This is a genomic window from Cupriavidus sp. GW823-FHT06D04 (assembly GCF_058795055.1).
Window position 1 is genome coordinate 85549 of the sequence record NZ_JBXAHL010000001.1, and the last position, 24662, is coordinate 110210.

Below are 24662 nucleotides of genomic sequence, written 5' to 3' on the forward strand. Positions count from 1 at the left end.
CTACCCCTTGCCGCCTTCGGCCTGCCGGCTGGCGCGGAAGTCCTTCGAGTGGATGCCGTGCTTCTTCAGCAGCATCTGCAGGTGCGAGCGGTTCATGTCGAAGCGCCGCGCCAGTTCGGCGACGGTGCCGCCGACTTCCTGCAAGCCCCGCTCGAGGAAGGCCCGCTCGGCCTCGTCGCTGGCGGCGCGCTTGGCCTCGCTCAGCGACGTCGCCATGGTGATGTCCGCGGCTGCCGTGCCCGCGCCGACCACCGCCAGCGCGGCGGGTTTCGGCCGGATATCCTGCGGCAGATGGGCCAGGTCGGCGGTGTCGCCGGCCAGGCAGCTCAGCCGGTACAGCAGGTTGCGCAGCTCGCGGATATTGCCCGGGTAGTCGTAGTGCAGCAGGAAGTCGCGCAGCCGCGGCGTCAGCTTGAGCGGCCGGCGCTTGAGCATGCCGGCGGCCTCGTCACTGAAGTACGACACCAGCAGCGGGATCTCGTCGCGCCGCTCGCGCAGCGACGGCAGGCTGACGTGGATCACGCTCAGGCGGTAGAACAGGTCCTCGCGGAAGGTGCCGGCCTGGCTCATGCGGCGCAGGTCCTTGTTGGTCGCCGCGACGATGCGCGTATCGACCGAGATCGCCTCGTCCGAACCCACGCGCTGGATCTCGTGCGCTTCCAGCACGCGCAGCAGCTTGACCTGGCCGGTCAGCGGCAGCTCGCCGATCTCGTCCAGGAAGATGGTGCCGGTATGCGCGCTCTCGAACTTGCCGCGGCGGTCGTTGCTGGCGCCGGTGAAGGCGCCCTTCTTGTGGCCGAACAGCTCGGATTCGAGCAGGCTGTCGGGGATGGCGCCGCAATTGACCGAGATAAACGGCTTGTCAGTGCGTGAGCCGTTGGCATGGATCACCTTGGCCATCAGCTCCTTGCCGGTGCCGCTCTCGCCATCGATCAGCACCGGCAGGTCGGTCGGCGCCGCCTTCTCGGCAATCTCCAGCGCCTCCAACAACTTGGGGTTGTCGCCGAAGGTGCCTTCGAAAATAAAGCTGCGCTCCATCAATGCCTGACGGCGCTCGCGCGGCATGCGCTCGACTTCCTCCTGCGGCGGGGCGGCCTCGGCCGACGCCGCCTGCACGAAGCGCTCCTTGTGCGACAGCCCCATCACCTCGTCGCGCAGCGTGGTGGCCTGCTTGAGCAGCTTCTCGATCTCCGGCCGGTCAAGCCGCGACGACCAGCGCAGCGTGGAGCGCAGGATCTCGATCTTCTCGATCAGGCCGGCGAACGACACCGGCGAGGTGGCCGAGGCGGGGGTGGCACCCTGGTTGTATAGCTTCATGCTGCGCTCAGTTGCTTCTGCACCAGTTGGAAATACATGCCCTTGCGCTCGATCAGCTCCTCATGCCGGCCCTGCTCGACGATGGCGCCTTCATACAGCACCAGGATCTTGTCGGCCTGCATGATGGTGCTGAGCCGGTGCGCGATGATGACCGCGGTGCGCCCGCGCAGGATCTCCTGCATATTGGCCAGGATGTTGCTCTCTGACTGCGTGTCGAGCGCCGAGGTGGCCTCGTCGAACACCAGCAGGCGCGGGTCGTGGTACAGCGCGCGGGCAATGCACAGGCGCTGGATCTGCCCGCCGGAAAGCCCGATGCCACGCTCGCCCACCACCTGCTCGTAGCCCAGCGGCAGCTTGCTGATAAAGGCGTGGGCGTCGGCCATGCGCGCCACCTCCTCGATACGGCGCCGGTCTGGGCTGTCGTCGCCGCAGGCGATGTTCTCGGCGATGGTGCCCGAGAACAGCAGGTTGGACTGCATCACGTAGCCCACCTGCGCGCGGTAGAACGCCGCGTCGATCACGTTCAGGTCGTAGCCGTCCACCGACATCGAGCCCTCGGTGGGCTTGTAGAAGCCCACCAGCAACTTGGCCAGCGTGGTCTTGCCGGAGCCGCTGCGCCCGACGATGGCCACCATCTCGCCCGGCCGGATGGCGAAGCTGATGTTCTCCAGCACGTAGGGCGTGTCTTCGCCGCCGTAGCGGAAGTACAGGTCCTTCATCACGATCTCGCCCTGCAGGTCGGGCAGCATTACGCGCGACAGTACGTCCTGCGGCTTCTGCTCGGGCTCCAGGTCGAGCACGTCGCCCAGGCGCTCCATCGCCACGGCGGCATCGTTGAGCTGGCCCCATAACGCCACCAGCCCCATCAGCGGCGCCAGCACGCTGCCCATGAAGGCGTTGAAGGCAATCAGCTGGCCGATGGTGAGCTCACGCTCCAGCACCAGCGTCGCGCCCACCCACAGCACTGCGATGGTGGTGGCGGCGTTGAGCAGCTGGCTCACCAGCCCCACCAGGATATGGAAGGCCTGCGCCCGGTATTGGGCGTCCAGCGCCTTGGCGTACTTGCGCTCCCAGCGCAGCCGCACCGGGCGCTCGATGCCCATGCCCTTGACGGTCTCGGCGCCGCCCAGCGTCTCCATCAGGTAGGCCTTGGCATCGGTCGACGCCGAAAACACCTCGCGCGCATAGGTCTTGACCTTCGGCGTCACCACCACCGTCAGTGCCGCGATCGGGATCACGAAGGCGATCAGCAGCAGCGTCAGCTTGACGTTGTAGAGGAACATGATGGTGAAGTAGATAAACACCATGAGCATGTTCAGCGCCGTGGTCACCGTCGATTCGGTCAGGAAGGCGCGGATGGTCTGGTTCTCCTGGAAGCGCGCGAAGATGTCGCCGGTCTTGCGCTTGGCAAAGAACGACAGCGGCAGCGCCAGCGTGTGCTTGAAGAAGTGCGACATCATGGCGAAGTCCATGTTGCGCACCATGAAGTTGGCGAGATACGCGCGGATGGTCGCCATCAGCTGCGAGAACACGCTGGAGATGATCAGCCCCACGATCAGCAGGTGCAGCAGCCCCACGTTCTGGTGCACCACCACGCCGTCCAGGATGTTCTGGATGATCAGCGGCGGCACCACCCCCAGCATCTGGATCACGAAGGTGGCCAGGAACAGGTGCGCCAGGATCTTCCGGTACGGTGCCAGGTAGCCGATAAAGCGCAGCCACGGCGAGCGCGACACCGACAGCTGGGTCATGCTCTCGCCCGGCCTGAACAGCAGGCAGGTGCCACTCCAGCCGCGCTCGAACTCCTCCGCGCTCATCTTGCGGAAGCCGATGGCCGGGTCGGCCACCCACACCCAGCGCGACGAGATCCCGTACACCACCACGTAGTGGTAGCCCTCCCAGTGCACGATAAAGGGCAGCTCGAAGCCCATCAGCGAATCCCGCGTGCACTGCACCCCACGCGTGGTGAAGCCGAGCGATTCGCCGGCGCGTGCCAGGCTGTCCAGCGTGGCGCCATGGGTGGTCACGTTGGCCAGCTCGCGCAGCTTGCCCAGCGTCATCGGGATGCCGTAGTGCCGGCAGATCATCGCCAGACAGGCCGCGCCGCAATCCATCTCCTCGGCCTGCTCCACCAGCGCAAAGCGGCGGATCAGCTTCTCGCCCAACTCCGGTTTGGAATGCAGGTCCAGCAGCACCGGGCGCTTGCGCCGTTCGGCCAGCTTCTTCTGCCGATGCAGCTCGCGGTCCAGCACGCGGATGCGCTCTTCCAGCACCTCGCGCAGGCGCGGGTTGCGCTCCAGGATCAGCTGCACCGTCTTCTCGGGAATCACCAGCAGGCGCACGTCGGTCTCGGCGATGGCCGAGGCCAGCTGCTCCTGCCGCATCACGCAGGCGCGCTCGCCGAAGATATCGCCCTGCCCCAGCGTAGCCAGCGGGAACTCGCTGCCCTCCTCGCTGCGTACGATGCGCACCGTGCCCTGGCGCACCACATAGAGGCGGCGGTCCTCGCGCCCATCCTGCTTCAGGATCTCCTTGCCGGCCGCCACGCGCTTGACGCCGACGCTGCGCACGGCGTCTTCCAGCTCCTGCTTGTCGAGCTTGCCGCGCAAGTCGAAGAGCCGCGCGACAAAGCCGCCGGCCGAACTGATCGCGACATAGCTGGTGATAAACGCAAGCGCCGCCGGGTTGCCCGCCACCACGGGCTCGCCCACGCTGCGCGGGATCATCAGCAGCTCGGTCTTGCCCGAGGCGCGCACCGACGACTCATGGCGGTAGTCGCGCAGCAGCGCAATATCGGCAAAGACCTCGCCGGCCTTGCGCACGCCCATGCTGATTTCCTTGCCGTGCTCCTCGTTGAACACGCGCACCGAGCCGGACTTGACGACAAACAAGCCCGGCGCCGCTTCGCCGGCATTGCAGACGGTGTCGCCAAAACCGAAGATCAGCACCTGCGCGGCTTCCGCCAGGCGTGCCAGCTCCTCCGGCGTCAGCACCGACAGGATCTCGACAGAGGCAAGAAAGGCGGCCAGCGCCGATCCTGCCTCCGGCTGGTCCGGGGCAGCCGCCGCGGCGCGATCACCGGCCTGGCCGGACTCGCTAGCGGGCTTCGATGACATGTTCCTGCGCCCTGGCCATCAGCCAGTCTTCGCGCAGCAGGCGGCGCACTTCCACCGCCACCTCACTGTCCAGCGTGGCCGGGTGCTTGCTGCGCACCAGGAAGACCTCGAAGAAGGAACGGTCCGCCGCCGGGAACGGCCCCAGCAGGTCGCCCGGCTCGGCGTTGAAGACCTTGGCCTCGATATCGGTCTTGAGCGAGCCGCGCAGCACCTTGCCGATCTCGCCACCGCGCTCGCGCGTGTCGGCAATGGAATGCTCGCGCGCCATCTCGGCGAAGGCCTCCGGATCATCCTGCAGATACGAGATCAGCTCCTTGGCCTTGCCCTCGCTGTCGACCACGATATGGCTGACCTCGATGCTATCGAAGCGCGGCGAGTTGAGCGCAAAGTACGCCTGCACCGCGGCCTCGCTGCAGACCTGCTCCATCATCCGCTCCTGGTAGAGGCTGTCGGTGACAAAGGCCTCGAACTCATCCAGGCTGATGTTCAGCGCATCCAGGTAGTGGTTCATGTCGGCAGCGCGATGCAGGCCCTGCACGCGGCGGAACTGGTCCGCGCGTTCCTGGATCTCCTCGGGCGTGACCACCATGCCTTGCCGCTTCGCCGCGTGCACCGTCAGCTTGTCGCGCACGATCTGCTCGATCAGCCCTTCGAACTGCCCGGTCAGCTTGAGCAGCCGCACGAACTCCTCGACGCCGAGCACCTCGTCGTCGATACGCACAATGCCAGTCATTTTCTCGGCTCCTTTTGGCGGCCCCACGCGCTTGCGCGCCAGGCTGTCCAGATGTGCTGTGCTTGTGTTTCCCCCGACTGCCCCGGCCACGCTAGCCGGCCACCTCTCGGAACGGGTCCAGCCCCAGGTCGATCAGGCGGCGTTCGCGCACCACGATCTCCGCAGTCGCGGTCATGCCGTAACGCAACGGATACTTGTTGTCGGCCACGGCGTAGTAGTCGCGTGCCAGGCGCACGCGGCCCTCGTAGACCGGCTGCTTGTCGGGCCCGCCCGGCTTGGTGGCGGGCGAGATGAATTCCAGCGTGCCCTCGATGATCCCGTAGCGCTGGTACGGGAAGGCACTGAACTTGAGCTTGACCGGCAGCCCTTCGCGCAGGAAAGCGCGGTCACGCTCGGCGATGACGATCTTCACCACCGGGCGCGCATCCTTGGGCGCAATGCCGCCCAGCGGCGTGTTGGCCTGCACCTTGTCGCCGCGCTGGGTGGAGGTGACATCGGTGATCACGCCCGACACCGGCGCCAGGATCAGCAGGAAGTTGTCCTTGTCGATGTTCTCGAAGCGGATGCGCGCCGCCGCGTCCGCCACCAGGCGGGCGGTCTGCACCTGCAGGCGCAGCTTGTCCTCGGTGTTGGCGATCTCGCGCAGCGCCGCGTCGTACTGCACGCGCAGCCCGGCCAGGTCCTGGCCGCTGCTTTCGAGCTGTGAACTGGCCTGGGTAAGCTCGCGGCCCAGCCGCGCGTCCAGCTCTGCCAGCCGCGACTGCGCCACGCGCAGGTTGTTCTCCGCGTCCTGCGCCGCGGCGCGCTTGGCATCCACCTGCGACTGCGAAACGCCACCGCCACCCGGCAACGCCAGCAGGCGCGCGTAGCGGTCCTGCTCCTGGCGCGCGAACTCACGCGCGCGCCTGGCGTTCTCGAGGTTGCTGCGCGCTTCCTGCAACTGCGCGCGCTGCTGTTCGGCAAGCCGCGTGGTGCCTTCAGCGATACGGGTCTCGTGCTGGCGCGTAGCAACGTCGATCTGCTGCTTGAGCGCCGCCGCACGGCGTTCCATCAGCGCCTTCTTGTCGGGGAACTGCTTCCATTCGCGCTCGGAGTCTTCCAGCTTGAGCTGCGCTTCCAGCGCATTGGCCGCAGCCTCGATCGCGCCGCGCGCATTCAGGCGCGCCAGCACGTCGTCCTTGGACACGGGTTGCCCTTCGGCCACGTAGAGGTCGGCCAGCTCGCCGTCCACCGGGGCATAGAAGCGGCGCACCTCGGATTCCGGCGCCAGCGTGCCCTGCGCCGTGACAATGACATCGGCATGCCCGACGAAGGACCACACCAGCCCGCACAGCACCAGCGCGAAAGTCGTGACGATGGTCAGCAGTCCCAGGCGCGACGGCTCGGCACTCAACAGGCCAATGCCCTCGGCGCTGTGGTCTTCCAGCGCCTCGGAGAGTGGCTTGAGGCCGCCCTGGCGGGCATCGTCCTTCATGGCTGCCCCGCTTGCTGTGGCGCCGCGGCGGCCGCGGCTGGTTCCGGCGCCTTGCCGGTGTCTTCACCGCCGATCAGTTCCAGCTTGGTCTTGAGCACGGCGGGATCGAGCACGGTGCGCAATTCGCGCAGCGCGTGCCGCTGCTGGTCGGCCTCGGCGCGGATCTCTTCCTCGATCTTGGCGAGTTGCGCCAGGTCGGCGCTTTCCCCCGCGCGCAGTTGCGTGAAGATACGCATGCCCTGGCGCGCGTCTGTCTGCGCCTGCGACAGCAACCGGGCCTGCGCGCGGAATTTGGGCGAGATGCCGGGCTCGAGCCGCTGCTCGCTGCCGATCACGCCATTGCTGCGGTATTGCTTCCATGCGGCGACGGCGCTGCCCATCAGCTCCCGCGCGCGCCGCAGGGCACTGTCGCGCACGCCGTTGACGTCGGCCTCGACCGCCTTGGCGAAATGGCCGTCTTCGTCGGCATCGAGCATGGCGTAGAAGCCCAGCAGCCGGTCCTCATAGTCCTTGCTGCCGCGCGCGGACTGCAACTCGGCGTACTGTGCCGCCACCTTCTGCTTGTGCGACAGGTCGCGCGCGAGGTCGTCGGCCCAGGGGCCGCCGCTGATCTGCTTGATCCCCGCGAGCGCCGCGGCGCTGTCGCCCTGCTGCCACGCCCTGGCCGCACTGGCGTACTGGCGCACCATCTCCGGCGGCGGCAGGCGCGCGGCCAGGTGGTTGAACTGCGCCTGGAACGGCGGCGTGGCGAAGCGGCTGTCGGCCAGCCGCGCCACCAGCGGCCCGGGCCGGCGCGCGCGCAGTGCCTGCATCAGCGCGGTGTAGCGGTCCAGGTCTGACTGCACGCGGTCCAGCCCGGCCAGGCGCGGATACTTCTCGCGGTACTCGGCGATGACCGGCTGCAACGCCTCCGGGCGGTCGCGGCCGAGTTCGGCAGCGATGGTGGCGTTCAGCCGGTCGATCGCCGCCAGGTAGACCGAGGCATCGTTCTGCAGGCGGCGCACATCACTGAGCGCATCGGCATAGAGATCGCGGAACGCCGGCACATCGGCCGCGATGCGCCCGAGTGCGCGCTGGTGCGCGGTAGTGTCCTGGTTCCAGTACGCCAGCAGTTGCCGGATCGGGGCCTCGTCGGTGTAGAGGCGGATCGGCGCGTCGACGCCGCGCTGCGCGGTGAAGCGTTCGAGCCGGCCGATCCAGTCGAGCTCGGCCACCAGCGGCCGCGCATCGGCGTTGTGCGCACTGGGCTTGCGCATCCGGGCCAGCGCGGCATCGGCGCCGCTGACATCACCGGCCTTCAGCCTGGCAGCAAAATCGGGCACGTAAGCGCGCATCAGTGCCTCGGTGCCGAGGGCCTGCACCTGGGCATCGTCGGGATGACGCGCCAGGTAGTCGTCGGCGGCCTGCGCCGCGCGGGCGTGATCGCCGGCGGCAAACAAGGCCTGCACTTCGCGCTCCGCCGCACCGCGCCAGTACACGGCCGCACCCGCCACTATTGCGAGCAACAGCAACGCGCCGCCCCATCGCCCCGCGCGCCGCGTGCGTGCGGGATCGTCCAGGCCGAACAGCCTGGCGCCTTCCGCCAGCAGCAGCGCGGCACGTCCGCGCTTGCGGCGTGCCTGCGCGCCGTCGTGCGCCGCCGTGGCCGCCGCGGCCTGTGCCTCGGCCTCGGCGTTGACCTCGTCGTCCTGCTGCGCGGCATAGTCGACGCAGAAAATGTCGAGGAAGGAATCGGCCGCACCGACAAAGGTGGTGCGGTCATCCTCGTCGCGTGCGGCCGGCGCCGGGGAAGCGGCCGGCGTATCCGGTGCCGCGGCGACGGGCTGCAGCATCGAGCGCGTCGCGGTGGCATCGCCATCGCCCGTGCGCTGCACCTGCGCCTGGTAGACAAAGTGGTTGCCGCCGAAGGCGATCAGGTCGCCGTCGTCCAGCGGCACGCCGTGGTCTGCCAGGCGCTTGCCGTTGACGAAGGTGCCGTTGGTGCTGCCCAGGTCTTCCACGAACGGCACGCCACCCTTGAGGTACACGTGCGCGTGGCGCCGCGACAGGTAGTTGACCTGCTGCGGATAACTGTCGCGGTAGCGCGCGAAGGCATCGTCGGCCTTGCTGATCAGGTACGGGAAGCCGTCCACGTGCAGCGGCTGCAGTCCGACATCGCCGCGTTCGGGCACCAGCGTCACCGCCACCCGCGGCGGCTCGGGCTGCGGCGCGCGCGGCGACAGCCGGACCCGGAACGACAGCGCAGGCCCGAAGGCCACCTCATCGCCATCGCTGAGCTGCGCCGGCTGGCGCGCCACCGCCGCGCCGTTCACGCGCGTGCCGTTCTTGCTGCCGAGATCCGCCACATATACCGCGCCATGCTCGGCGAAGATGCGCGCATGCCGGCGCGACAGCGGCGCGGCCAGGTCTTCCGGGTAGGCGGCAAACGGCAGTTCGCTGCGGCCGACGGCGAACAGGTCTTCGTCGATGCGGATCTCGCCCAGCTCGGGGCGCGCGACGGGCGTCAGGAATACATCGAATTCCTGTGCCAGATCCTGAGAGAACTCCCGAGCGAATCCCTGGGCCATTTTCACCGGCATTTCCATGATCAGTGCTTCGTCAGGAGCCATGTTTCCAGCGAGCCAACAGCGCGGCTGCCGCGGCGGCAGGCCAGGGGGGTGAAGCGACTAAGAACATAGTAGGCGACGGCTAAGGCTAGTCAATCGGGCGCGGGACGCGCGGTTGGCACGGGAGCGGCACATGCAGCGGGGCAAGCGGCCGAGGCTACGGTCGCGTTGCGCAACGCGTTGCTTACGCCGGCATCACATGAACACCGCCACGGAACCTCTGGCAGCACTTATTGCACTGGATTCGAGGCCGCGTTGCGCACATCGGTATCGGGCCAGCCGCCGCCAAGCGCCTTGTACAGGGTGACGGTGTCGGCCAGGATCTGTTGGTGGACCGCCAACAACTGCAGTTGCGCGGCCAGCAGCGAGCGCTCGGTCTCGAACACTTCCAGCTGCGAGACCACGCCCTCTTTCAGTTGCGCCTCGATCTGCGCGGACACGACGCGCAGTTGCTCAACCTGCTGCTGCAACTCGATGCGCTGCTTCTTGTGCGCGTCGACATTGACCAGTGCGCTCTCCACCTCTTCGAACGCGGTCATCACGGTGCGGCCATATTCGTTTTCCACCACGCCCACCTGCGCCTCGGTGGTCTTCACGCGCGCGCGCACGTTGGGATCGAGCATCGGCAGGTTGATGCTGGGCATCAGGCCGAAGGTGAAGGACTTGAGCAGGGAGTTCAGCGCAATGCTGGCGGCGCCGCCGCTGGCGGTCAGGCTGATGGTGGGCAACTGCGCCAGGCGTGCCTGGCCGACGATGTTGTAGGCCGCCAGCACGCGGTATTCAGCGGCCACCACATCCGGACGGCGCGCCAGCAGCTGCGACGGCAGCCCGGCCGGCACCGCGGGCGGCTGCACGCGGTCCTGCAGGCGCCCTGCCGGAACCTTGAGATTGCCTGCGGGCACGCCGACCAGCGTCGCCAGCGCGTTTTCGGCCACATCGCGCGAACGGCGCAGTTCAAGCAGGTCCTTGTTGAGACGGTTGATTTCCGCCTGTTGCTGCATCACGCGGATCTTGGGCACCAGGCCATTCTGGTACATCGCCTGGAAGGTGGACAGGATCTGCCCGTTCTTGGCGACGGTGCGCGCTTGCTGCTCGATCTGCTCGTCGAACTGCAGGATCTGGAAGTAAGTGGTCGATACATTGGACACCAGCGTCAGGTAGCCGGCACGCCAGTCGGCCTCGGTCGCATTGAATTCGGCGGTCTGCGCCTGCACGCCCTTCTCGACCTTGCCCCAGATATCGATGTCCCAGTTCAGCTGGGCGGCGGCGTTATAGGTCGTGACGGACTTCTGCCCCGAGGTCTTTTGGAAGTTCGCGCTGGCGCCGATACCGATCACGGGCAGCGCTCCCGCGCGGGCCTCGCCGATCTGCGCGTTGGCCACGCGGATTCGCGCCGCCAGCACCTTGATGTCGTAGTTGCCGCCCAGTGCCTGTTCGATCAGCTTGTTGAGGTAGGGATCCTTGAAACCGTGCCACCAGTTGGGCTGCACCGCTTCGGCCGGCGACACCGTGATCGAACCCTGGCGCGTCCATTCGGCCTTGGCCGGGGTTTCCGGGCGCTGGTACACCGGCGGCCGGAAGTCGGCGCAGCCTGCCAGCAGCGCCGTGCAGACAGCCAGCGCGGTCAGCCAGGCAGTACGGTGCGGCGCGGCGGTTGACTTAACCCCGGGGGAGGCAATGATGGATTCGGACACGATGGGTTCCTGCGTGCGACGGCGGCGGGCGGGATGCACTTGAGTTATCCATGGCATGCCGGGGGCCGCGAAGTCTGTCTGTATTGTGGAGCGCGCGGACGCGCGCACCAACCCCGATATGCATGAGGTCAGCGGAAGGTGTTGTACAGTGGGTTGATCTCGAGCATCGGGTTGGAAGAGACAACCGCAGGGAGCGTGCCAGCTCCAGTGCCATGCCCGCGCGGATCACGGAAGTGCCTGTAAACACGTGGGTTTTTCATTGCCGTCGGCGCCCGCCGCGGATGCGCGGGGAGCTGCCGTCACAGCGTACTGGCGGGGCGCAGCCAACAGATTGCGCGTCGGTGTTGGATGGCACGCGACACTTGCGGAGCCGGCGAAAAAAACGTCGGCGCACGCGCGCCGCCATCACCGCAAGGTCCAGGTCACTTCACGTAGATCGTGATCTTCTTCGAATAGACCGGCGGGTTGGTGGGAATGTGCTTGTCATCCCCCATCAGCAGCTGCAGCGTATGCTTGCCAGGCGGCAGCTCGATCATGGTCTCGGTCTCCCCCGCCCCGAAATGCAGGTGATTGCGGTCGTTGGGGATTTCCTTGTCCATCGGCGGCAGATCCGCATCGACAAGCAGGTGATGGTGCCCGGTATTGGGATACTTCACGTCCTTCGGCGCCACCCCCATATTGCGCAGCCCGAACCACACCTTGAATGGCTTGCCCGCGGGCATCGTCTGCCCGTCGTTGGGCCAGCCGATATACAGGTAGGCGTTGGGCGGCGCCGGCGTCGAGCCACCCTGCACCACCGCGGACAGCAGCAGGCTGGCGGCGAAGACAGCCGCGGCAAGTAGTCTGGACATGGTGCTCTCCCCTGTTTGCTGATCGGCCTGGTTCGGCATCTGCGGCGCGTGGCACCGCTATTTCACCGTGACCGTGATCTTCTTCGAATAGATCGGCGGCTCGAACGGCACGTGCTTGGCATCGCCCATCAGCAACTGCAGCGTGTGCTTGCCGGGCGGCAGCTCAATGCGCGCATCGGTCTCGCCCGCGCCGAAGTGCAGGTGGTTCTTGTCCGAAGGGATTTCCTTGTCCAGCGGCGGCAGCTCGGCGTCGACCAGCAGGTGGTGGTGCCCGCAGCGCGGCGACTCGACGCCCTTGGGGCAGACGCCCATATTGCGCAGGCCCATGCGCACCCAGAACTTGCCGCCGCTGATGACCGTGCCATCGTGCGGCCAGATGATGTAGGCCTCGGCATTGGGCGGCGCTGCCGTCGACAGCGAAAGCGACGGCGCACCCGCCAGTGTGGCAACCGCCAGCAGGCGGAACAGGAATCGTCTGGACATACGCGGCGCCTCCCGGAAACAGTCCGAAACCCGATCACGTTGTCCCGAAAGCCCATTCTTGTTGCTTGTTGGTCAGCGCTCGGCGATTCGTCATTCAGGTTAGGTCGCAAGCCCGGAAAAAGCGAACCCGGCGCGTCGCGGCGGCATGGCGATGTCCCGCCGGAGACACAAGCGCTGTGCTATCTTGAAGCAAGCCGGTCGACGTCTCGGCAACACCACAATGCGCCCCCGCCGCATGTGCCGGCAGCTACCGGCATGCAGCGGGATCGCCGCGGCTCCAGCGAGGTGTGAAGATGTGGCGCAATCTACCAGTCGTATGCGCGGCCATGGCCGCGATGCTCGCCGCCGCGCCGCTGCCTGCGCAGCCGGCCACCGCTGCCGCTGGCGCGGCCACGGAACCGACGCTGCTCGCCGGCATCATGCCCAAGAACACCGACGAGCAGTACGAACTGAGCTTCTGGGAATCGATCAAGAACAGCAATTACGCCGGCGACTATGAGGCCTACCTGAAGCAGTACCCCAACGGACGTTTCGCGGTGCTGGCCAGGGCGCGCCTGGAGCGGCTGGCGGCATCCGCCTCCGCACCCAAGGCCCAGGCGCCCGCGCCCGCCCCGCCGCCCCGCTCCGGCACCTCTGCCGGGGGCCAGGTCACGCGACCCCCGCCCGCCCCGGCACCCGCCGCGGCAGCGCGTCCGGCATCGCCGCCTGCCACGCCACCTGCCGCGCCACCGGCAACGGCATCCCTGCGCCCGGGCATGGCGGCGGGGGGCACGGTCAGCACCACACTGCGCACCGGCGAGATCCGCGATTGCCCGACCTGCCCGGTGCTGGTCTCCTTGCCGGCGGGCAGCTTCACCATGGGCAGCAGTGCCAGCGATCCCGCCGAGAAGCCCCCGCATCACGTCACCATCGGCCAGCCGTTTGCCATCGGCCGCTATGAGGTCACGGTCGAGCAATGGAATGCCTGCGCCGACGCCGGCGGCTGCCAGCGCGTCCCCACCATCGCCGACAGCCCGAAGACCGCGCCGGCGCGCGACGTCAGCTGGGACGACGCGCAGCAGTACGTGGCCTGGCTCAGCAAGACCACCGGCAAGACCTACCGGCTGCCCACCGAGGCGGAATGGGAATACGCAGCGCGCGGCGGCACCGCCAGTGCCTACTGGTGGGGCGACCAGATGCGCAAGGGCAATGCCAACTGCAAGGACTGCGGCGACCCGTGGAGCCAGGATGCGCCGGCCGCGGTCGGGACGTTCGCGGCCAACCCGTACGGCCTGCACGACGTCAACGGCAGCGTGTGGGAATGGGTGGCCGATTGCTGGCACAGCACCTACAAGGGCGCGCCCGCCGACGGGCGCGTGTGGAACGAGAACGCCTGTGGCGCACGCGTGATCCGCGGTGGCTCCTGGCGCGAAGGGGCGAGCTACATGGTGTCGTCCACGCGCTTCAAGTACAGCCCCAGCGTGCGGCAGTCGCAGAACGGCTTTCGCGTGGCGCGCGACCTGAAGTAGCGGCTGGCGGAATTGGCAAGCCAGACAGATGGCGGCAATCAGCGCGCGCGCGTGGAGATCTGCACCAGGTCCGCGCTGATGCGGTCCCGCCCATAGGTGCGTGTCATCTGCGCCAGCGGCTTTTCCAGTGCCTTCAGGTAGTCCTTGTGCGACTCGACCTCGGCGCGCCGGCCCTCGAACAGTGGCACGGGCGTGGTCAGCAACACCACCAGCTCGGTGCCGAAGGGCCTGGCGATGATCCAGTCGCCACCGTCGCCAACCGTGGCGCTGTGGCTGGGCGGCGCCTGGTGGGCGGGCACGCGCGCGCTCGGCACCATGTGCGCCACCTTGCCGTCGGCCGCGAAGTAATCGACATAGACATAAGAGTCGCGCGCCGGCGTGCGCAGATCCAGCACCAGCGGTGACCCCTCGGTCAGCTGGGTGCCCTGGCCGCGCAGCCGCAGCGACGAAGCCGTGCCCCCTTCGCGGTAGCCCGACCAGTACGGCGCGATCAGGGTGGCCACGTCGCATTTGTCGGTGGCCAGCGGCTGGGTGTCGATCGACACGCCCTTCAGCTCATTGACACCCGGCAACGCGCTGAGCTGCTCGCGCAGCCGCGCGGCGCCCACGCTATCGGCCAGAAAGCCGCGCACGCGCAGGGTCTGCGCCTGCTGGGTGGCGGTGAGCAGCGAGCACGGCACGCCGGCCAGCATCTTCGTGACGTCGGCCATCGACAGTACTGCCGGACGGGCAGCCGGTGCGGTCGGGGTAACCGGCGCCACGGGCACAGGTGTGGCCGGGGCCTCGACGCGCGTGTCGCCGGCCGGCGCTTCGGCCTGGCGCTGCGAATGCCACGCGTAGTAGCCGATCGCCGACACGCCCGCCAGCACGGCCAGCACGCCGCCAGCCATCAGCGGCAAGGGGCGCCGCGTGGACACCACCGGCACCGCGCTCATGCCATGCAGGAAGCGCGCGACGGTGGGTGTGCGCGTTTCGCGGTTGAGCGACAGGGCCTCGCGCAGGGTCTTCCATTGCGTGCGGCTCAACTGCGGCGGCTGCGCCGGCTTGAGCCCGGCGTCGCGCGCCTGGTTGGCCGAGAGCCGCTGGTAGGGATGCTTGCCGGTCAGCAATTCATAGGTCACGCAGGCCAGCGCAAAGATGTCGTCGCGCGGGTCGGGCTCGCAATGGTCGAACATCTCCGGGCTGGCGTAGGCCGGCGTCATGCCGCCCAGCGAGCCGGGATCGAACACGGTCCGGTCGGACTCGTCAGCCGGCGGCAGGAAGCCGCGCGCAATGCCGAAGTCGATCACCTTGACCTCGCCGTTGGCGGTCAGGAAGACGTTGGCGGGCTTGAAGTCGCAGTGCACGAAGCCGCGCTCGTGCGCGTACGCCAGCGCATTGCCCATGCCGTTGACGATCGACATGGCGCGCGCCATCGGCATGCCGGTGAAGCCCGGGGCCTTGAGCACATGGTTGAGCGACGAGCCGGACAGGTATTCCATGGTCAGGAAGACCACCGGCCCGTCGCGGTCGAAGTCATAGACGGTGACGATGTTCCGGTGCGCCAGCGTCTGCGCCTTGCGCGCCTCGCGTTGCAGTGCCATCAGCGACTTGGGGTGCCCGCTGAACTGCAGGTTCAGCACCTTGATGGCGATATAGGGCTTGCGGTCCGAGGCTTCCAGCTTGCGCAGGTCGAGCGCCTTGTAGACCGTGCCCATGCCGCCCACGCCCAGGCATTCTTCCAGCACGAAGCGGCCGTTCAGCGTATCGCCCACGCCCTTGGTATGCGCCGCCTGCGGCAGCGTGCCCGGCTCGGGCGAGGTCGCATACAGCGAGCCCGTCTGCGTGCCGGCCAGGCGCGTGGCTTCGGTGGCGCCTTCGTACTGCGTGGCGCCGCGGCGCTCGATGCGCCGCATGACTTCGGCATAGACCGCGGGCGGGAACGGGAAGCGCGTGTTTTCCTCGATGACCACGCGCGCGGCCTGGCTGGGCGTGGTGGGGTCCTGCGCCAGCGCCGTTTCGAACGACGCAACAAACTCGTCGTCGGAGAGACCGCCGTTCTGGAACTTGCGGATCAGTTCTTTGAGACTGGCCACGGGATGCCCCGACATGGTTGCTGGCACGGCGCATCCCGCGATGCGGATATGCCCTGCCTTCGAGATGGATACTAGTGCGCACCCATGGCATGCGCAAACCATGCGAGGCCGGCGTGCATCACCGCGCGCGGGCGCCCTCTGCCAATCGCGTCACCTGTAGCGCGCCACTGTCGCGGCCGCGCCAACACCAGCACGCCGCCTGTTGGCCGCGGCCCGTCACCCGCGGCAGGCGGCAGGCCCCGCAGCCGGTGCGCGCGAGCCGGCATCGAAAATAAATGCCCCGTGTTTTCAGGCAGTTGCACGTCCCCAGACGAGTCGGCAACGGCGTTGGCACACTCCCTGCGTCAGTCCCTCCCGAGGGCCGGCAATTTCGCCGCCGTCTGAGCGCACCGCGCGGCGGGCCCGCGGGCAAGAACGCGGACCGCCTCACCTATACTGAAGCGTCCCGCGGCCGCATGGCCGTGGCGCCGCTTGACCGGAGACAGCCATGGCAGTGATCGTCATCAAGGATTTGCCCGACAGCATGGATCTCGACCGACAGGCCATGACCGCCATCCTGGGCGGCGGGCGCACCGCCGGCGGCCAGGCATGGCATGGCTTGCGGCGCCAGGGCGCCGCGCGCATCGTCGACTACCCGGGCGGATTGCCGGGCAACCGCTACGTGATGCCGCGGGAACAGCCGCTCGGGCGGCTGCCGCGCAAGGCCGCCGGCAAGGATGCAGACGACTGAGCGGCAACCACAACCGCCCAAATGAAAAGCCCGCCATCGCTGGCGGGCTTTGGATGCGGACGGGCCCGGACCACCTGGGTCACGCGGTCAGCAGTTCGGTCATTCTGTTCCAGGCAGGCTTCCCATGATTCCGCCCATGAAGCATGACGCGGACGCCCATCCGGACCACCCGGATAGTCGCAGGAAGACTGGCGCGTGGAGTCAATGACCGCAGTGCTCGCCGCGAACAGCGGCGCAATGCCGCTGTAGGAGGTCAAGCGGGAGCGTTTTTCGTCCGCCCCGTGCGGGCATCCTGTGAGCTCGCGCCTCCAGTATAGGCGGGGGTTTCAGCCTTGCAACCCGGCCGGGGCCGGGGCGGCGCGGGCCTGCCGGGAAGGTGACTGGCGCCTGACATATCCGGTTACGTTTTCGCAGTGCAACAAAAATTCCGTACTCTGCTATAATCCGCGCCGTGAGTTTCGCAACTGTGAGATCCGCCAAACGCCCGGCTTCCTGCCGCGGCGAATCCGCTGCCCTCCCAAGCTCTGTTTCCTCGCTGCCGGACGCCTAGTCATCACTTCATGGCCCCAGCCGCCCAGCAGAACGCACCGCTCACCTGACGTCGCCTCGTCTCCGATCCTGTTGAACAGCCTGAAACCTGAGCTGTTTGCCTGCCAGGGATACGGCCGGACCGCCTAGCGGGACCAGCCACCACCCTGCCTGCCGCCGTACTGCCAGCTGTGTCTGTCGTAACGGCCTCACCGATTGGCGCCGAAGCCTTTTTAAGACTTTGCACTGCGCCCACCCCATTTTGCTTTGCCGGGGTGCCATGCATTTATTTGACCATTCCGACATGACCCAGCACGACATTCGTGCGGAGCAAGCTATTGCCTCCGCGACCGACGCTTCGATCACTTCCGACGCTGCCCAGAGCCCGCTCGACAAGCTCGACGCCCTGCTCAACCCCAGCCCGGCAGTTGAAGAGGCCCCGGCCGTGGAAAGCGGTTTCGCCACACTTGGCCTCGATGCGGCCATCCTGCGCGCCCTCTCCGAACTGAATTACAACACGCCCACGCCGGTACAGGCCCAGGCCATCCCGGCCTTCCTGGCCGGCCGCGACCTGCTGGTCTCGAGCCAGACCGGCTCGGGCAAGACCGCCGCGTTCATGCTGCCCGCGATCCAGCGCATCAGCGAAATGCCGGCACCGCAGCGCGCGACCGAGCCCGCCAAGCGCATGAAGGGCAAGCGCCCGCGCCCGTCGCCGGCCCAGCCCGCACTGCTGGTGCTGACCCCGACGCGCGAACTGGCGCTGCAGGTGACCGAAGCCGCCGCCAAGTACGGCCGCAACCTGCGCCGCATCGTCTGCGCCAGCATCCTGGGCGGCATGCCCTACCCTAAGCAGCTGGCCGCGCTGGCCAAGATGCCTGACATCCTGGTGGCCACGCCGGGCCGCCTGCTCGACCATATCGACGCTGGCCGCATCGACCTGTCGGCCCTGCAGATGCTGGTGTTCGACGAAGCCGACCGCATGCTGGACATGGGCTTTGCCGACGACATCGACGCCATCGTCAATGCCACGCCGGCTTCGCGCCAGACGCTGATGTTCTCGGCCACGCTGGATGCGCGCATTGCCCAACTGGCCTCGCGCCAGCTGCGCGACCCGCAACGCATCGAGATCGCCGCGGCCCGCGCCGACCAGAGCCATATCGAGCAGCGCCTGCACTTCACCGACGACATGTCGCACAAGGAACGCCTGCTGGACCACCTGCTGCGCGACGCGACGCTCAAGCAAGCCATCGTCTTCACCGCGACCAAGCGCGATGCCGATTCGCTGGCCGAGCGCCTGTCCGACACCGGCTTCTCGGCCGGCGCACTGCACGGCGACATGACCCAGGGCGCGCGCAACCGCACCCTGACCGCGCTGCGCCGCGGCAACCTGCGCGTGCTGGTGGCCACCGACGTGGCCGCGCGCGGCATCGACGTGCCCGATATCACCCACGTGGTCAACTTCGACCTGCCCAAGCAGGCCGAGGACTACGTGCACCGCATCGGCCGTACCGGCCGTGCGGGCCGCTCGGGCACCGCCATCAACCTGGTGAACCACAACGACATGTTCCAGTGGAAGCGCATCGAGCGCTTCACCAACCAGCGCATCGACGCTTCGGTGATCGAAGGCCTGGAGCCGCGCCGTTCGCCCAAGCCGCGTTCCAACTTCGGCGGCAAGCCGGGCGGCGGCCGCGGTGACTTCCGCGGCAATGGCGGCGGCTACCGTGGCGGCGAACGCAGCTTCGGCGACCGCAAGTTCGGCGGCGGCGAGAACCGCACCGGCTTCGGCGAGCGCAAGTTCAGCGGCGAGAGCCGTGGCTTCGGCAACCGCCCGGAAGGCGCGCGCCCGTTCGGTGACGACAACCGCGGCGGCTTCGGCAATCGTGAAGGCGGCTACCGTGGCCAGGGCCAGGGCGGCCAGGGCGCTGGCTACCGCGGCGCCAGCGACGGTGCGCGTGGCTTCGGCAACCGCGAAGGCGGCCGCAGCTTCGGCGACGACAACCGCGGTGGTTTCGGCAACCGCGACGGCGCCGCCCCCCGCAGCTTTGGCGACAATAACCGTGGTGGCTTCGGCGACCGCACCGGCGGCGGCTATCGTGGCAACACCGGTGCCAGCACCGGTGGCAACGGCGAAGGCCGCAGCTTCGGTAACCGCGACGGCAACCGTGACGGCAATCGCAGCTTTGGCGGCGGTTTCGGCGGCAATGGCGGCGGCAACGGCAACCGCAACAGCCGCTCGCGCTACGAGCGTTGATGCGGTGGTGCGCTAAGCGCACCTGCCAGGCAGAAGAAAGGGCACCATCGGGTGCCCTTTTTTTGTTGTCGCCTACAGCCCGCTACAGCGCGCAGGTGCGAAAGCCGATGAAGGAAAGATCATCCTCCGGCAACCGCGCCCACCTTGCCCGCACATGGCGCAGCCGCGCGGGGCTGGCGAACGACACACCGCGCACCGCCTGGTGCGTGCCAAAGCGCCCCACCACCTCGCTGTCGGACGTCGCGGCGGCAAATCCCGCGTACGGCTCATAGGGCGTGGCAGTCCACTCGCGCAGCGCCCCCCACTGCAGGCCGCGGTTCTGCGTCGCGGCGAGTTCCCATTCCGATTCCGCCGGCAGGCGCCGCCCCGCCCACACGCACCACGCCTGCGCCTCGTACAGCGTGACGTGGCGCACCGCCTCGTCCGGATTGAGCGTGCGCAGCGTGCCGAAGCGCTCCACCATCCAGGCGCGCGATTCCGGATGGCGCGACCAGTAGCGCGGTGCCGAGCGTTCCTGCGTCATCAGCCACTGGCGCCCCGCTGCCGACCACCACGCCGGGTGCTCATAGCCGCCGTCCTCGACGAACTCGAGGAATTGCGCGTTGCTGACCGGTGCCATGTCCATTTCAAACGCGGGGACATAGGTGGGCTGCGGCGGCAGTTCATCCGGCCAGGCAAAGCCGTCGGGATCGCTCCAGCCGAGGGTGAAGCGACCGCCCGGGAAATGCAGGGTGCCGCCATGCCCCGCAGGCTGCACCGGACCGGCGCCGATGGCCTCCGTGGGCGCCATGCCCAGCGCCTGCAACAGCGCGGCCACGCCTTCGCCCTGGGCATCCTCATGCAGCAGCGCGCGGCGGTACGGGTACAGGGTCAGGTCGTTGTCGTCGGGCAGCAGCGCAATCCGGCGCAGCACGCCGTCGAGCACGTCGGCGGCATAGCGCTTGACCACTGCGACGTCGGGCAGCGTGATCTCCCAGCGCTCGTCGGGGCCGATGCGGTCCGGGTCGAACCACTCGTCGGCGCCGTCCAGCAGCGATTGTTCGGTCGCCACCGGCACCGGCACGCCGCCGCGGTCCACCTGGCGCACGCCGCGCAGGCACCACCACTCCGCATGCCAGGCCACGTGCCCGAGCGTCCACAACGGCGGATCGGCATCGTACTGATGCGGCACGTCCCAGGCGCGGCGCGTCTGCCCGAACGGTGCCAGCCACGCCAGCGTGCGGTTGCGCGCATCGACCAGCGCCTGCGCCAGCCCTTCGCGCGGCAGCCGGCGCGGGTCGGACCAGGTCGCCTTGCCGCCGGTGAAGTAGAGATCGGGAAGCATGGGAAAGCCGCTCATCGGGAAAGTCCGTGCAGGGAGTGAACAGTGGACAGGCAGTGACCGAAGCAGGCAACTGCTGGCCTGGCGCTCGCACGCCAGGCCGGCTGCGGCCATTATGACACTACCTGCCATCCCTGCCGGACGGCGCCCGCGCGGGCGGATCAGCCGCGCGCGTGGAACACGGCGAACCAGCCGCTCGGGTCGGTCCAGTACACCGGGTCGTCAAACCCGGCGGCTTCCAGCAAGAGCGTGAAGTCCTCCGGGCGGTATTTGTAGGAGTCCTCGGTATGGATCCGTTCGCCGGCGGCAAACTCGCGCGCGCCGCCCTGCCACTGCACGCGCACGTCGCGGCACGCCTGCAGATGCATCTGGATGCGCGATGCCGCGCGGTCGAAGCTCGCCACATGGCGCCAGTCGTCCAGCGAGAAATCCGTGCCGACGATGCGGTTCACGTTGCGCAGCACGTTGCGGTTGAACGCGGCGGTGACGCCCAGCGCATCGTCATAGGCCGACACCAGCGTGGCTTCGTCCTTGTGCAGGTCGACCCCGATCAGCACGCCGTCGCCGCGCCCGGCGGCGCCGCGCATGCGCTGCAGCAATGCCAGGGCCTCGACCGGGGCGAAATTGCCGATGCTCGAGCCCGGATAGAAGAACAGCCGCCTGCCGCGCCTGACGTTGGCGGGCAGATCGAACGGCGCGCACAGGTCGGCGCCCAGGCCCAGCATCGGGATCTCGGGATGCTGCTGCTGCAGCGACGACAGCGTCGCGCGCAGGAACTCCACCGAGATATCCAGCGCCACGTACTGCGCCGGGCGCAGGCTGCCGAAGAGCCTGGCAGCCTTTTCGCAATTGCCCGCTCCCAGGTCCACCAGCACGCAGCCGCTGCCGGCACGCGCGGCGATGGCCGGCGCCGCGCCGGCAAAGATTGCGGCCTCGGTGCGGGTCGGATAGTACTCAGGCAGGTCGGTGATGGCCTCGAACAGGCGCGAGCCCAGCACGTCGTAGAAGAACTTGGGGCTGATGGCGGCCTGCCCGGCGCGCAGCCCGGCCAGCACCTGCTCGCGCAGCGCGCCGCTGTCCTCGCGGTACTGCTGCACGAACTCCGGCTGGGGCGGCGGCCAGTGCGCGCGGCCATTGGCCAGCGCGACCAGGGCGGGCGGTGCGGCCGCATGGCCGTTGTGGTGGTTCAGGGGGGGGAGAGGTGTCTGCGGGGCTTTGTTCTGGAAGGGGGTATTCGGCGGATTCGGGACAGCCGGCATGTCGTTTCCTTGTGTGGTCGCGAATGGTCACTGCTTCACTGCGTATTCCCCAAGGCCGCGCTGTGCATGTCGTGCGCGCCGGTCTCCGCAACACCTCCCTGTGCCGTCCGGGACGCGTCGGGCGAAGCCGAACTTAAAGAATAGGCCCATCCGGGGGATCGCGCACCGCCCGATCCTCCTATGCGCCGTATGCAACACATCAAGAACCTTGAGTCAGTATCTTTCCTGATGAGCCATATCCGTTGCAGTTCGTTTATAATGCGGCCGAACGCGACCCCAACGGGTCGTGTCCCTCAAAGGGGAGTAGCTCCGGGGCCCATGCCCTTAGCACAATCGTCATTCCGGGACCTGTGTCCCCGGTTGTGCTGACCAACGGTGCGCATACCGCGCCTATGGTCGAGCAAGACCTTTGCAACCTGGTTTTCATGGTTTGCAAAGGCGGCCCCAACCCTCCCGTGCTCCAGGAATCCAGGCGAACCCAATACGCGCCCCGCGCGGATTCGTACCCTGAGGAGAGTTCATGGAGTGGTTTACCGATCTGTTCACGATGCAGTTCCTGACGGCACTGCTGTCCATCGTCGTCATTGACCTGGTGCTGGCTGGCGACAATGCCATCGTGATCGCCCTGGCGGCGCGCAACCTGCCCCCCCACCTGCAGAAAAAGGCCATCATCTGGGGTACCGTCGGTGCCGTGGTGGTGCGCTCGGCCATGACGATCGGCGTGGTCTGGCTGCTGAAGATTCCGGGGCTGATGCTGGTTGGCGGCCTGGCGCTGGTGTGGATTGCCTACAAGCTGCTGTCCGATGAAGGCGACGGCGAAGGGCACGGCTCGGGCGCCTCGACCCTGTGGGGCGCAATGAAGACCATCATCATCGCCGACGCGGTGATGGGCGTGGACAACGTGCTGGCCGTGGCCGGTGCCGCGCACGGCAGCTTCCTGCTGGTGGTGCTGGGCCTGCTGATCAGCATCCCCATCGTGGTATGGGGCTCGAGCCTGGTGCTCAAGCTGATGAGCCGCTTCCCGGTCATCATCTACCTGGGCGCGGGCGTGCTGGCGTTCACCGCGGTCAAGATGATCGTGCACGAGCCGATGATCAAGGCGTTCTTCGAAGCCAACCCGGTGGTCAACTGGGGCCTGTACGTGCTGATCGTCGGCGGCGTGCTGGGCGCCGGCTACCTGGTGCAGAAGCGCCGCGTGCAGCAACCGGCCAGCAGCCACTAAGGCGGCAAGCCGTGCCAGGCATGGCCGGGGCGCCCGCTCCTGCCATGCCGGTGAAGGGCCATCCTGAGGGATGGCCCTTTTGCTTTAAAATGCCAGCTTTGCGGGACCAGCGCCCGCGTCACTTCCGATCCCGCCCCGCGCCGATGAAACAGTACCTCGACTTCATGCGCCATGTGTACGAGCATGGCACCGACAAGGCCGACCGCACCGGCACCGGCACGCGCTCGGTGTTCGGCTACCAGATGCGCTTCGACCTGCGCGCAGGCTTCCCGGTGGTGACCACCAAGAAGCTGCACCTGAAGTCCATCATCCTGGAGCTGCTGTGGTTCCTGCAGGGCTCGACCAACGTGCGCTGGCTGCAGGAGCACGGCGTCACCATCTGGGACGAGTGGGCCGACGAGAACGGCGAACTGGGTCCGGTCTACGGCTCGCAGTGGCGCTCGTGGCCGGCCCCGGACGGCCGCCATATCGACCAGATCTCCGACCTGTTGGCGCAGATCCGCGCCAACCCGGATTCGCGCCGCCTGATCGTATCGGCCTGGAACGTGGCCGACATCCCGCGCATGAAGCTGCCGCCCTGCCACGCGTTCTTCCAGTTCTACGTGGCCGATGGCCGGCTGTCGTGCCAGCTCTACCAGCGCAGCGCCGATATCTTCCTGGGCGTGCCGTTCAATATCGCCAGCTATGCGCTGCTGACCCACATGATGGCGCAGCAGACCGGGCTGGAAGTGGGCGACTTCGTCTGGACCGGCGGCGACTGCCATCTGTACAACAACCATTTTGAGCAGGTGCAGACCCAGCTGGCGCGCGAGCCGCTGGCGCTGCCGCAGCTGAAGATCCTGCGCAAGCCCGACAGCATCTTCGACTACCGCTACGAAGACTTTGAACTGGCCGGCTACCAGTCGCACGCCGCCATCAAGGCACCGGTGGCCGTATGACGCTGCTGACACTGGTCGTCGCCCGCGCCCGCAACAACACCATCGGCCGCGACAACACGCTGCCGTGGCGCTTGCCGGAAGACCTGGCGCACTTCAAGCGCACCACCATGGGCGCGCCCGTGATCATGGGCCGCAAGACCTGGGACTCGATCGGCCGCCCGCTGCCGGGGCGCCGCAATATCGTGGTCAGCCGCAACCCGGACCTGCGCATCGAGGGTGCCGAGGTGGCGGCCTCGCTGGAAGACGCCCAGCGCCTGTGCGTCGGCGCGGAGCAGATCTTCCTGATCGGCGGCGCGCAGCTCTACGCCGAGGCCATGCCGTGCGCGGACCGGCTGGTGGTGACCGAGATCGACGCGGACGTGGAAGGCGACGCCTTCTTCCCGGCGATTGACCGCACCCAATGGATTGAAACCGCGCGCGAAACGCATCATTCGGAGGCGAATGGCTTCGACTATGCCTTCGTCACGTATGAGCGGCCGCCGTCGGACGAGTCGTAAGGCGTTGCGCGGGCAATAAAAAAGCAGGCCGGCCGGCCTGCCTTTTCTTTGGGCGGCAC

17 protein-coding genes are annotated in these 24662 nt (G+C 67.8%); 6 read left to right on the forward strand and 11 right to left on the reverse strand.

The window, feature by feature from the left end; genetic code table 11:
* From AC1Q7H_RS00465 to AC1Q7H_RS00500, 8 genes are all read right to left on the reverse strand, one after another.
* Entirely contained in the window at nucleotides 1–1317 is a 1317-nt protein-coding gene (locus tag AC1Q7H_RS00465; RefSeq protein WP_013957490.1) for a sigma-54 interaction domain-containing protein, read from the reverse strand.
* Nucleotides 1314–4433: a peptidase domain-containing ABC transporter gene (locus AC1Q7H_RS00470; protein ID WP_492380822.1), complete on the reverse strand. Its 3120-nt coding sequence runs from the start codon at nucleotides 4431–4433 to the stop codon at nucleotides 1314–1316. Before AC1Q7H_RS00470 ends, AC1Q7H_RS00465 begins: the two co-directional genes overlap by 4 nt.
* Nucleotides 4414–5166, reverse strand: coding sequence for a peptidylprolyl isomerase (locus tag AC1Q7H_RS00475; protein WP_013957492.1), 753 nt, complete (start codon nucleotides 5164–5166; stop codon nucleotides 4414–4416). Before AC1Q7H_RS00475 ends, AC1Q7H_RS00470 begins: the two co-directional genes overlap by 20 nt.
* Nucleotides 5167–5257: 91 nt before the next feature.
* Nucleotides 5258–6640, reverse strand: coding sequence for a beta-barrel domain-containing protein (locus tag AC1Q7H_RS00480; RefSeq protein ID WP_013957493.1), 1383 nt, complete (start codon nucleotides 6638–6640; stop codon nucleotides 5258–5260).
* Nucleotides 6637–9249, reverse strand: coding sequence for an FHA domain-containing protein (locus tag AC1Q7H_RS00485; RefSeq protein WP_492380823.1), 2613 nt, complete (start codon nucleotides 9247–9249; stop codon nucleotides 6637–6639). Before AC1Q7H_RS00485 ends, AC1Q7H_RS00480 begins: the two co-directional genes overlap by 4 nt.
* Nucleotides 9250–9476: 227 nt before the next feature.
* Nucleotides 9477–10997, reverse strand: coding sequence for an efflux transporter outer membrane subunit (locus tag AC1Q7H_RS00490; RefSeq protein ID WP_013957495.1), 1521 nt, complete (start codon nucleotides 10995–10997; stop codon nucleotides 9477–9479).
* Between the two features lie 365 nt (nucleotides 10998–11362).
* Nucleotides 11363–11791, reverse strand: coding sequence for a DUF4399 domain-containing protein (locus AC1Q7H_RS00495; RefSeq protein ID WP_013957496.1), 429 nt, complete (start codon nucleotides 11789–11791; stop codon nucleotides 11363–11365).
* Nucleotides 11792–11848: 57 nt separating this feature from the next.
* Nucleotides 11849–12274, reverse strand: a complete 426-nt coding sequence (locus AC1Q7H_RS00500; RefSeq protein WP_013957497.1) for a DUF4399 domain-containing protein — start codon at nucleotides 12272–12274, stop codon at nucleotides 11849–11851.
* A 755-nt stretch (nucleotides 12275–13029) separates the two neighbouring features.
* Between AC1Q7H_RS00500 and AC1Q7H_RS00505 the strand changes: the two genes are divergently transcribed.
* Entirely contained in the window at nucleotides 13030–13782 is a 753-nt protein-coding gene (locus AC1Q7H_RS00505) for a formylglycine-generating enzyme family protein (RefSeq protein WP_371827425.1), read from the forward strand.
* A 38-nt stretch (nucleotides 13783–13820) separates the two neighbouring features.
* Here the strand turns inward: AC1Q7H_RS00505 and AC1Q7H_RS00510 are convergent, their stop codons facing one another.
* The gene (locus tag AC1Q7H_RS00510) at nucleotides 13821–15872 is read right to left on the reverse strand and encodes a serine/threonine protein kinase (protein WP_492380958.1); all 2052 of its coding nucleotides are present in this window, start codon (nucleotides 15870–15872) and stop codon (nucleotides 13821–13823) included.
* A 472-nt stretch (nucleotides 15873–16344) separates the two neighbouring features.
* Between AC1Q7H_RS00510 and AC1Q7H_RS00515 the strand changes: the two genes are divergently transcribed.
* Nucleotides 16345–16587, forward strand: a complete 243-nt coding sequence (locus tag AC1Q7H_RS00515) for a hypothetical protein (RefSeq protein WP_211980010.1) — start codon at nucleotides 16345–16347, stop codon at nucleotides 16585–16587.
* Nucleotides 16588–17419: 832 nt separating this feature from the next.
* The gene (locus AC1Q7H_RS00520; RefSeq protein ID WP_041228040.1) at nucleotides 17420–19366 is read left to right on the forward strand and encodes a DEAD/DEAH box helicase; all 1947 of its coding nucleotides are present in this window, start codon (nucleotides 17420–17422) and stop codon (nucleotides 19364–19366) included.
* 82 nt (nucleotides 19367–19448) lie between these two features.
* On the opposite strand, the gene AC1Q7H_RS00525 is transcribed toward AC1Q7H_RS00520, so the two are convergent.
* Together AC1Q7H_RS00525 and egtD are read right to left on the reverse strand one after the other, a co-directional pair.
* Complete coding sequence (locus AC1Q7H_RS00525; protein ID WP_211980011.1) at nucleotides 19449–20705, reverse strand: SUMF1/EgtB/PvdO family nonheme iron enzyme; 1257 nt, start codon at nucleotides 20703–20705, stop codon at nucleotides 19449–19451.
* A gap of 143 nt (nucleotides 20706–20848) precedes the next feature.
* Complete coding sequence (gene egtD / locus AC1Q7H_RS00530; protein WP_211980012.1) at nucleotides 20849–21946, reverse strand: L-histidine N(alpha)-methyltransferase; 1098 nt, start codon at nucleotides 21944–21946, stop codon at nucleotides 20849–20851.
* Nucleotides 21947–22466: 520 nt separating this feature from the next.
* Between egtD and AC1Q7H_RS00535 the strand changes: the two genes are divergently transcribed.
* The 3 genes from AC1Q7H_RS00535 to AC1Q7H_RS00545 all read left to right on the forward strand — a co-directional run bounded on the left by AC1Q7H_RS00535 (nucleotide 22467) and on the right by AC1Q7H_RS00545 (nucleotide 24603).
* Nucleotides 22467–23168: a TerC family protein gene (locus AC1Q7H_RS00535; protein WP_013957504.1), complete on the forward strand. Its 702-nt coding sequence runs from the start codon at nucleotides 22467–22469 to the stop codon at nucleotides 23166–23168.
* Nucleotides 23169–23311: 143 nt separating this feature from the next.
* Complete coding sequence (locus AC1Q7H_RS00540; RefSeq protein ID WP_211980013.1) at nucleotides 23312–24106, forward strand: thymidylate synthase; 795 nt, start codon at nucleotides 23312–23314, stop codon at nucleotides 24104–24106.
* On the forward strand, nucleotides 24103–24603 hold the full coding sequence (locus AC1Q7H_RS00545; RefSeq protein WP_035815758.1) for a dihydrofolate reductase: 501 nt from the start codon (nucleotides 24103–24105) through the stop codon (nucleotides 24601–24603). Before AC1Q7H_RS00540 ends, AC1Q7H_RS00545 begins: the two co-directional genes overlap by 4 nt.
* The last annotated feature ends 59 nt before the right edge of the window (nucleotides 24604–24662 follow it).

What these genes read in the sequence shown, in the direction of transcription:
- AC1Q7H_RS00480 (WP_013957493.1), bottom strand. Translation starts at nt 6,640, where the DNA reads ATGAAGGACGATGCCCGCCAGGGCGGCCTCAAGCCACTCTCCGAGGCG.
- egtD (WP_211980012.1), bottom strand. Translation starts at nt 21,946, where the DNA reads ATGCCGGCTGTCCCGAATCCGCCGAATACCCCCTTCCAGAACAAAGCC.
- AC1Q7H_RS00510 (WP_492380958.1), bottom strand. Translation starts at nt 15,872, where the DNA reads ATGTCGGGGCATCCCGTGGCCAGTCTCAAAGAACTGATCCGCAAGTTC.
- AC1Q7H_RS00545 (WP_035815758.1), top strand. Translation starts at nt 24,103, where the DNA reads ATGACGCTGCTGACACTGGTCGTCGCCCGCGCCCGCAACAACACCATC.
- AC1Q7H_RS00475 (WP_013957492.1), bottom strand. Translation starts at nt 5,166, where the DNA reads ATGACTGGCATTGTGCGTATCGACGACGAGGTGCTCGGCGTCGAGGAG.
- AC1Q7H_RS00515 (WP_211980010.1), top strand. Translation starts at nt 16,345, where the DNA reads ATGGCAGTGATCGTCATCAAGGATTTGCCCGACAGCATGGATCTCGAC.
- AC1Q7H_RS00490 (WP_013957495.1), bottom strand. Translation starts at nt 10,997, where the DNA reads ATGCCATGGATAACTCAAGTGCATCCCGCCCGCCGCCGTCGCACGCAG.
- AC1Q7H_RS00505 (WP_371827425.1), top strand. Translation starts at nt 13,030, where the DNA reads ATGGCGGCGGGGGGCACGGTCAGCACCACACTGCGCACCGGCGAGATC.
- AC1Q7H_RS00540 (WP_211980013.1), top strand. Translation starts at nt 23,312, where the DNA reads ATGAAACAGTACCTCGACTTCATGCGCCATGTGTACGAGCATGGCACC.
- AC1Q7H_RS00535 (WP_013957504.1), top strand. Translation starts at nt 22,467, where the DNA reads ATGGAGTGGTTTACCGATCTGTTCACGATGCAGTTCCTGACGGCACTG.
- AC1Q7H_RS00485 (WP_492380823.1), bottom strand. Translation starts at nt 9,249, where the DNA reads ATGGCTCCTGACGAAGCACTGATCATGGAAATGCCGGTGAAAATGGCC.
- AC1Q7H_RS00525 (WP_211980011.1), bottom strand. Translation starts at nt 20,705, where the DNA reads ATGAGCGGCTTTCCCATGCTTCCCGATCTCTACTTCACCGGCGGCAAG.
- AC1Q7H_RS00470 (WP_492380822.1), bottom strand. Translation starts at nt 4,433, where the DNA reads ATGTCATCGAAGCCCGCTAGCGAGTCCGGCCAGGCCGGTGATCGCGCC.
- AC1Q7H_RS00520 (WP_041228040.1), top strand. Translation starts at nt 17,420, where the DNA reads ATGACCCAGCACGACATTCGTGCGGAGCAAGCTATTGCCTCCGCGACC.
- AC1Q7H_RS00500 (WP_013957497.1), bottom strand. Translation starts at nt 12,274, where the DNA reads ATGTCCAGACGATTCCTGTTCCGCCTGCTGGCGGTTGCCACACTGGCG.
- AC1Q7H_RS00465 (WP_013957490.1), bottom strand. Translation starts at nt 1,317, where the DNA reads ATGAAGCTATACAACCAGGGTGCCACCCCCGCCTCGGCCACCTCGCCG.
- AC1Q7H_RS00495 (WP_013957496.1), bottom strand. Translation starts at nt 11,791, where the DNA reads ATGTCCAGACTACTTGCCGCGGCTGTCTTCGCCGCCAGCCTGCTGCTG.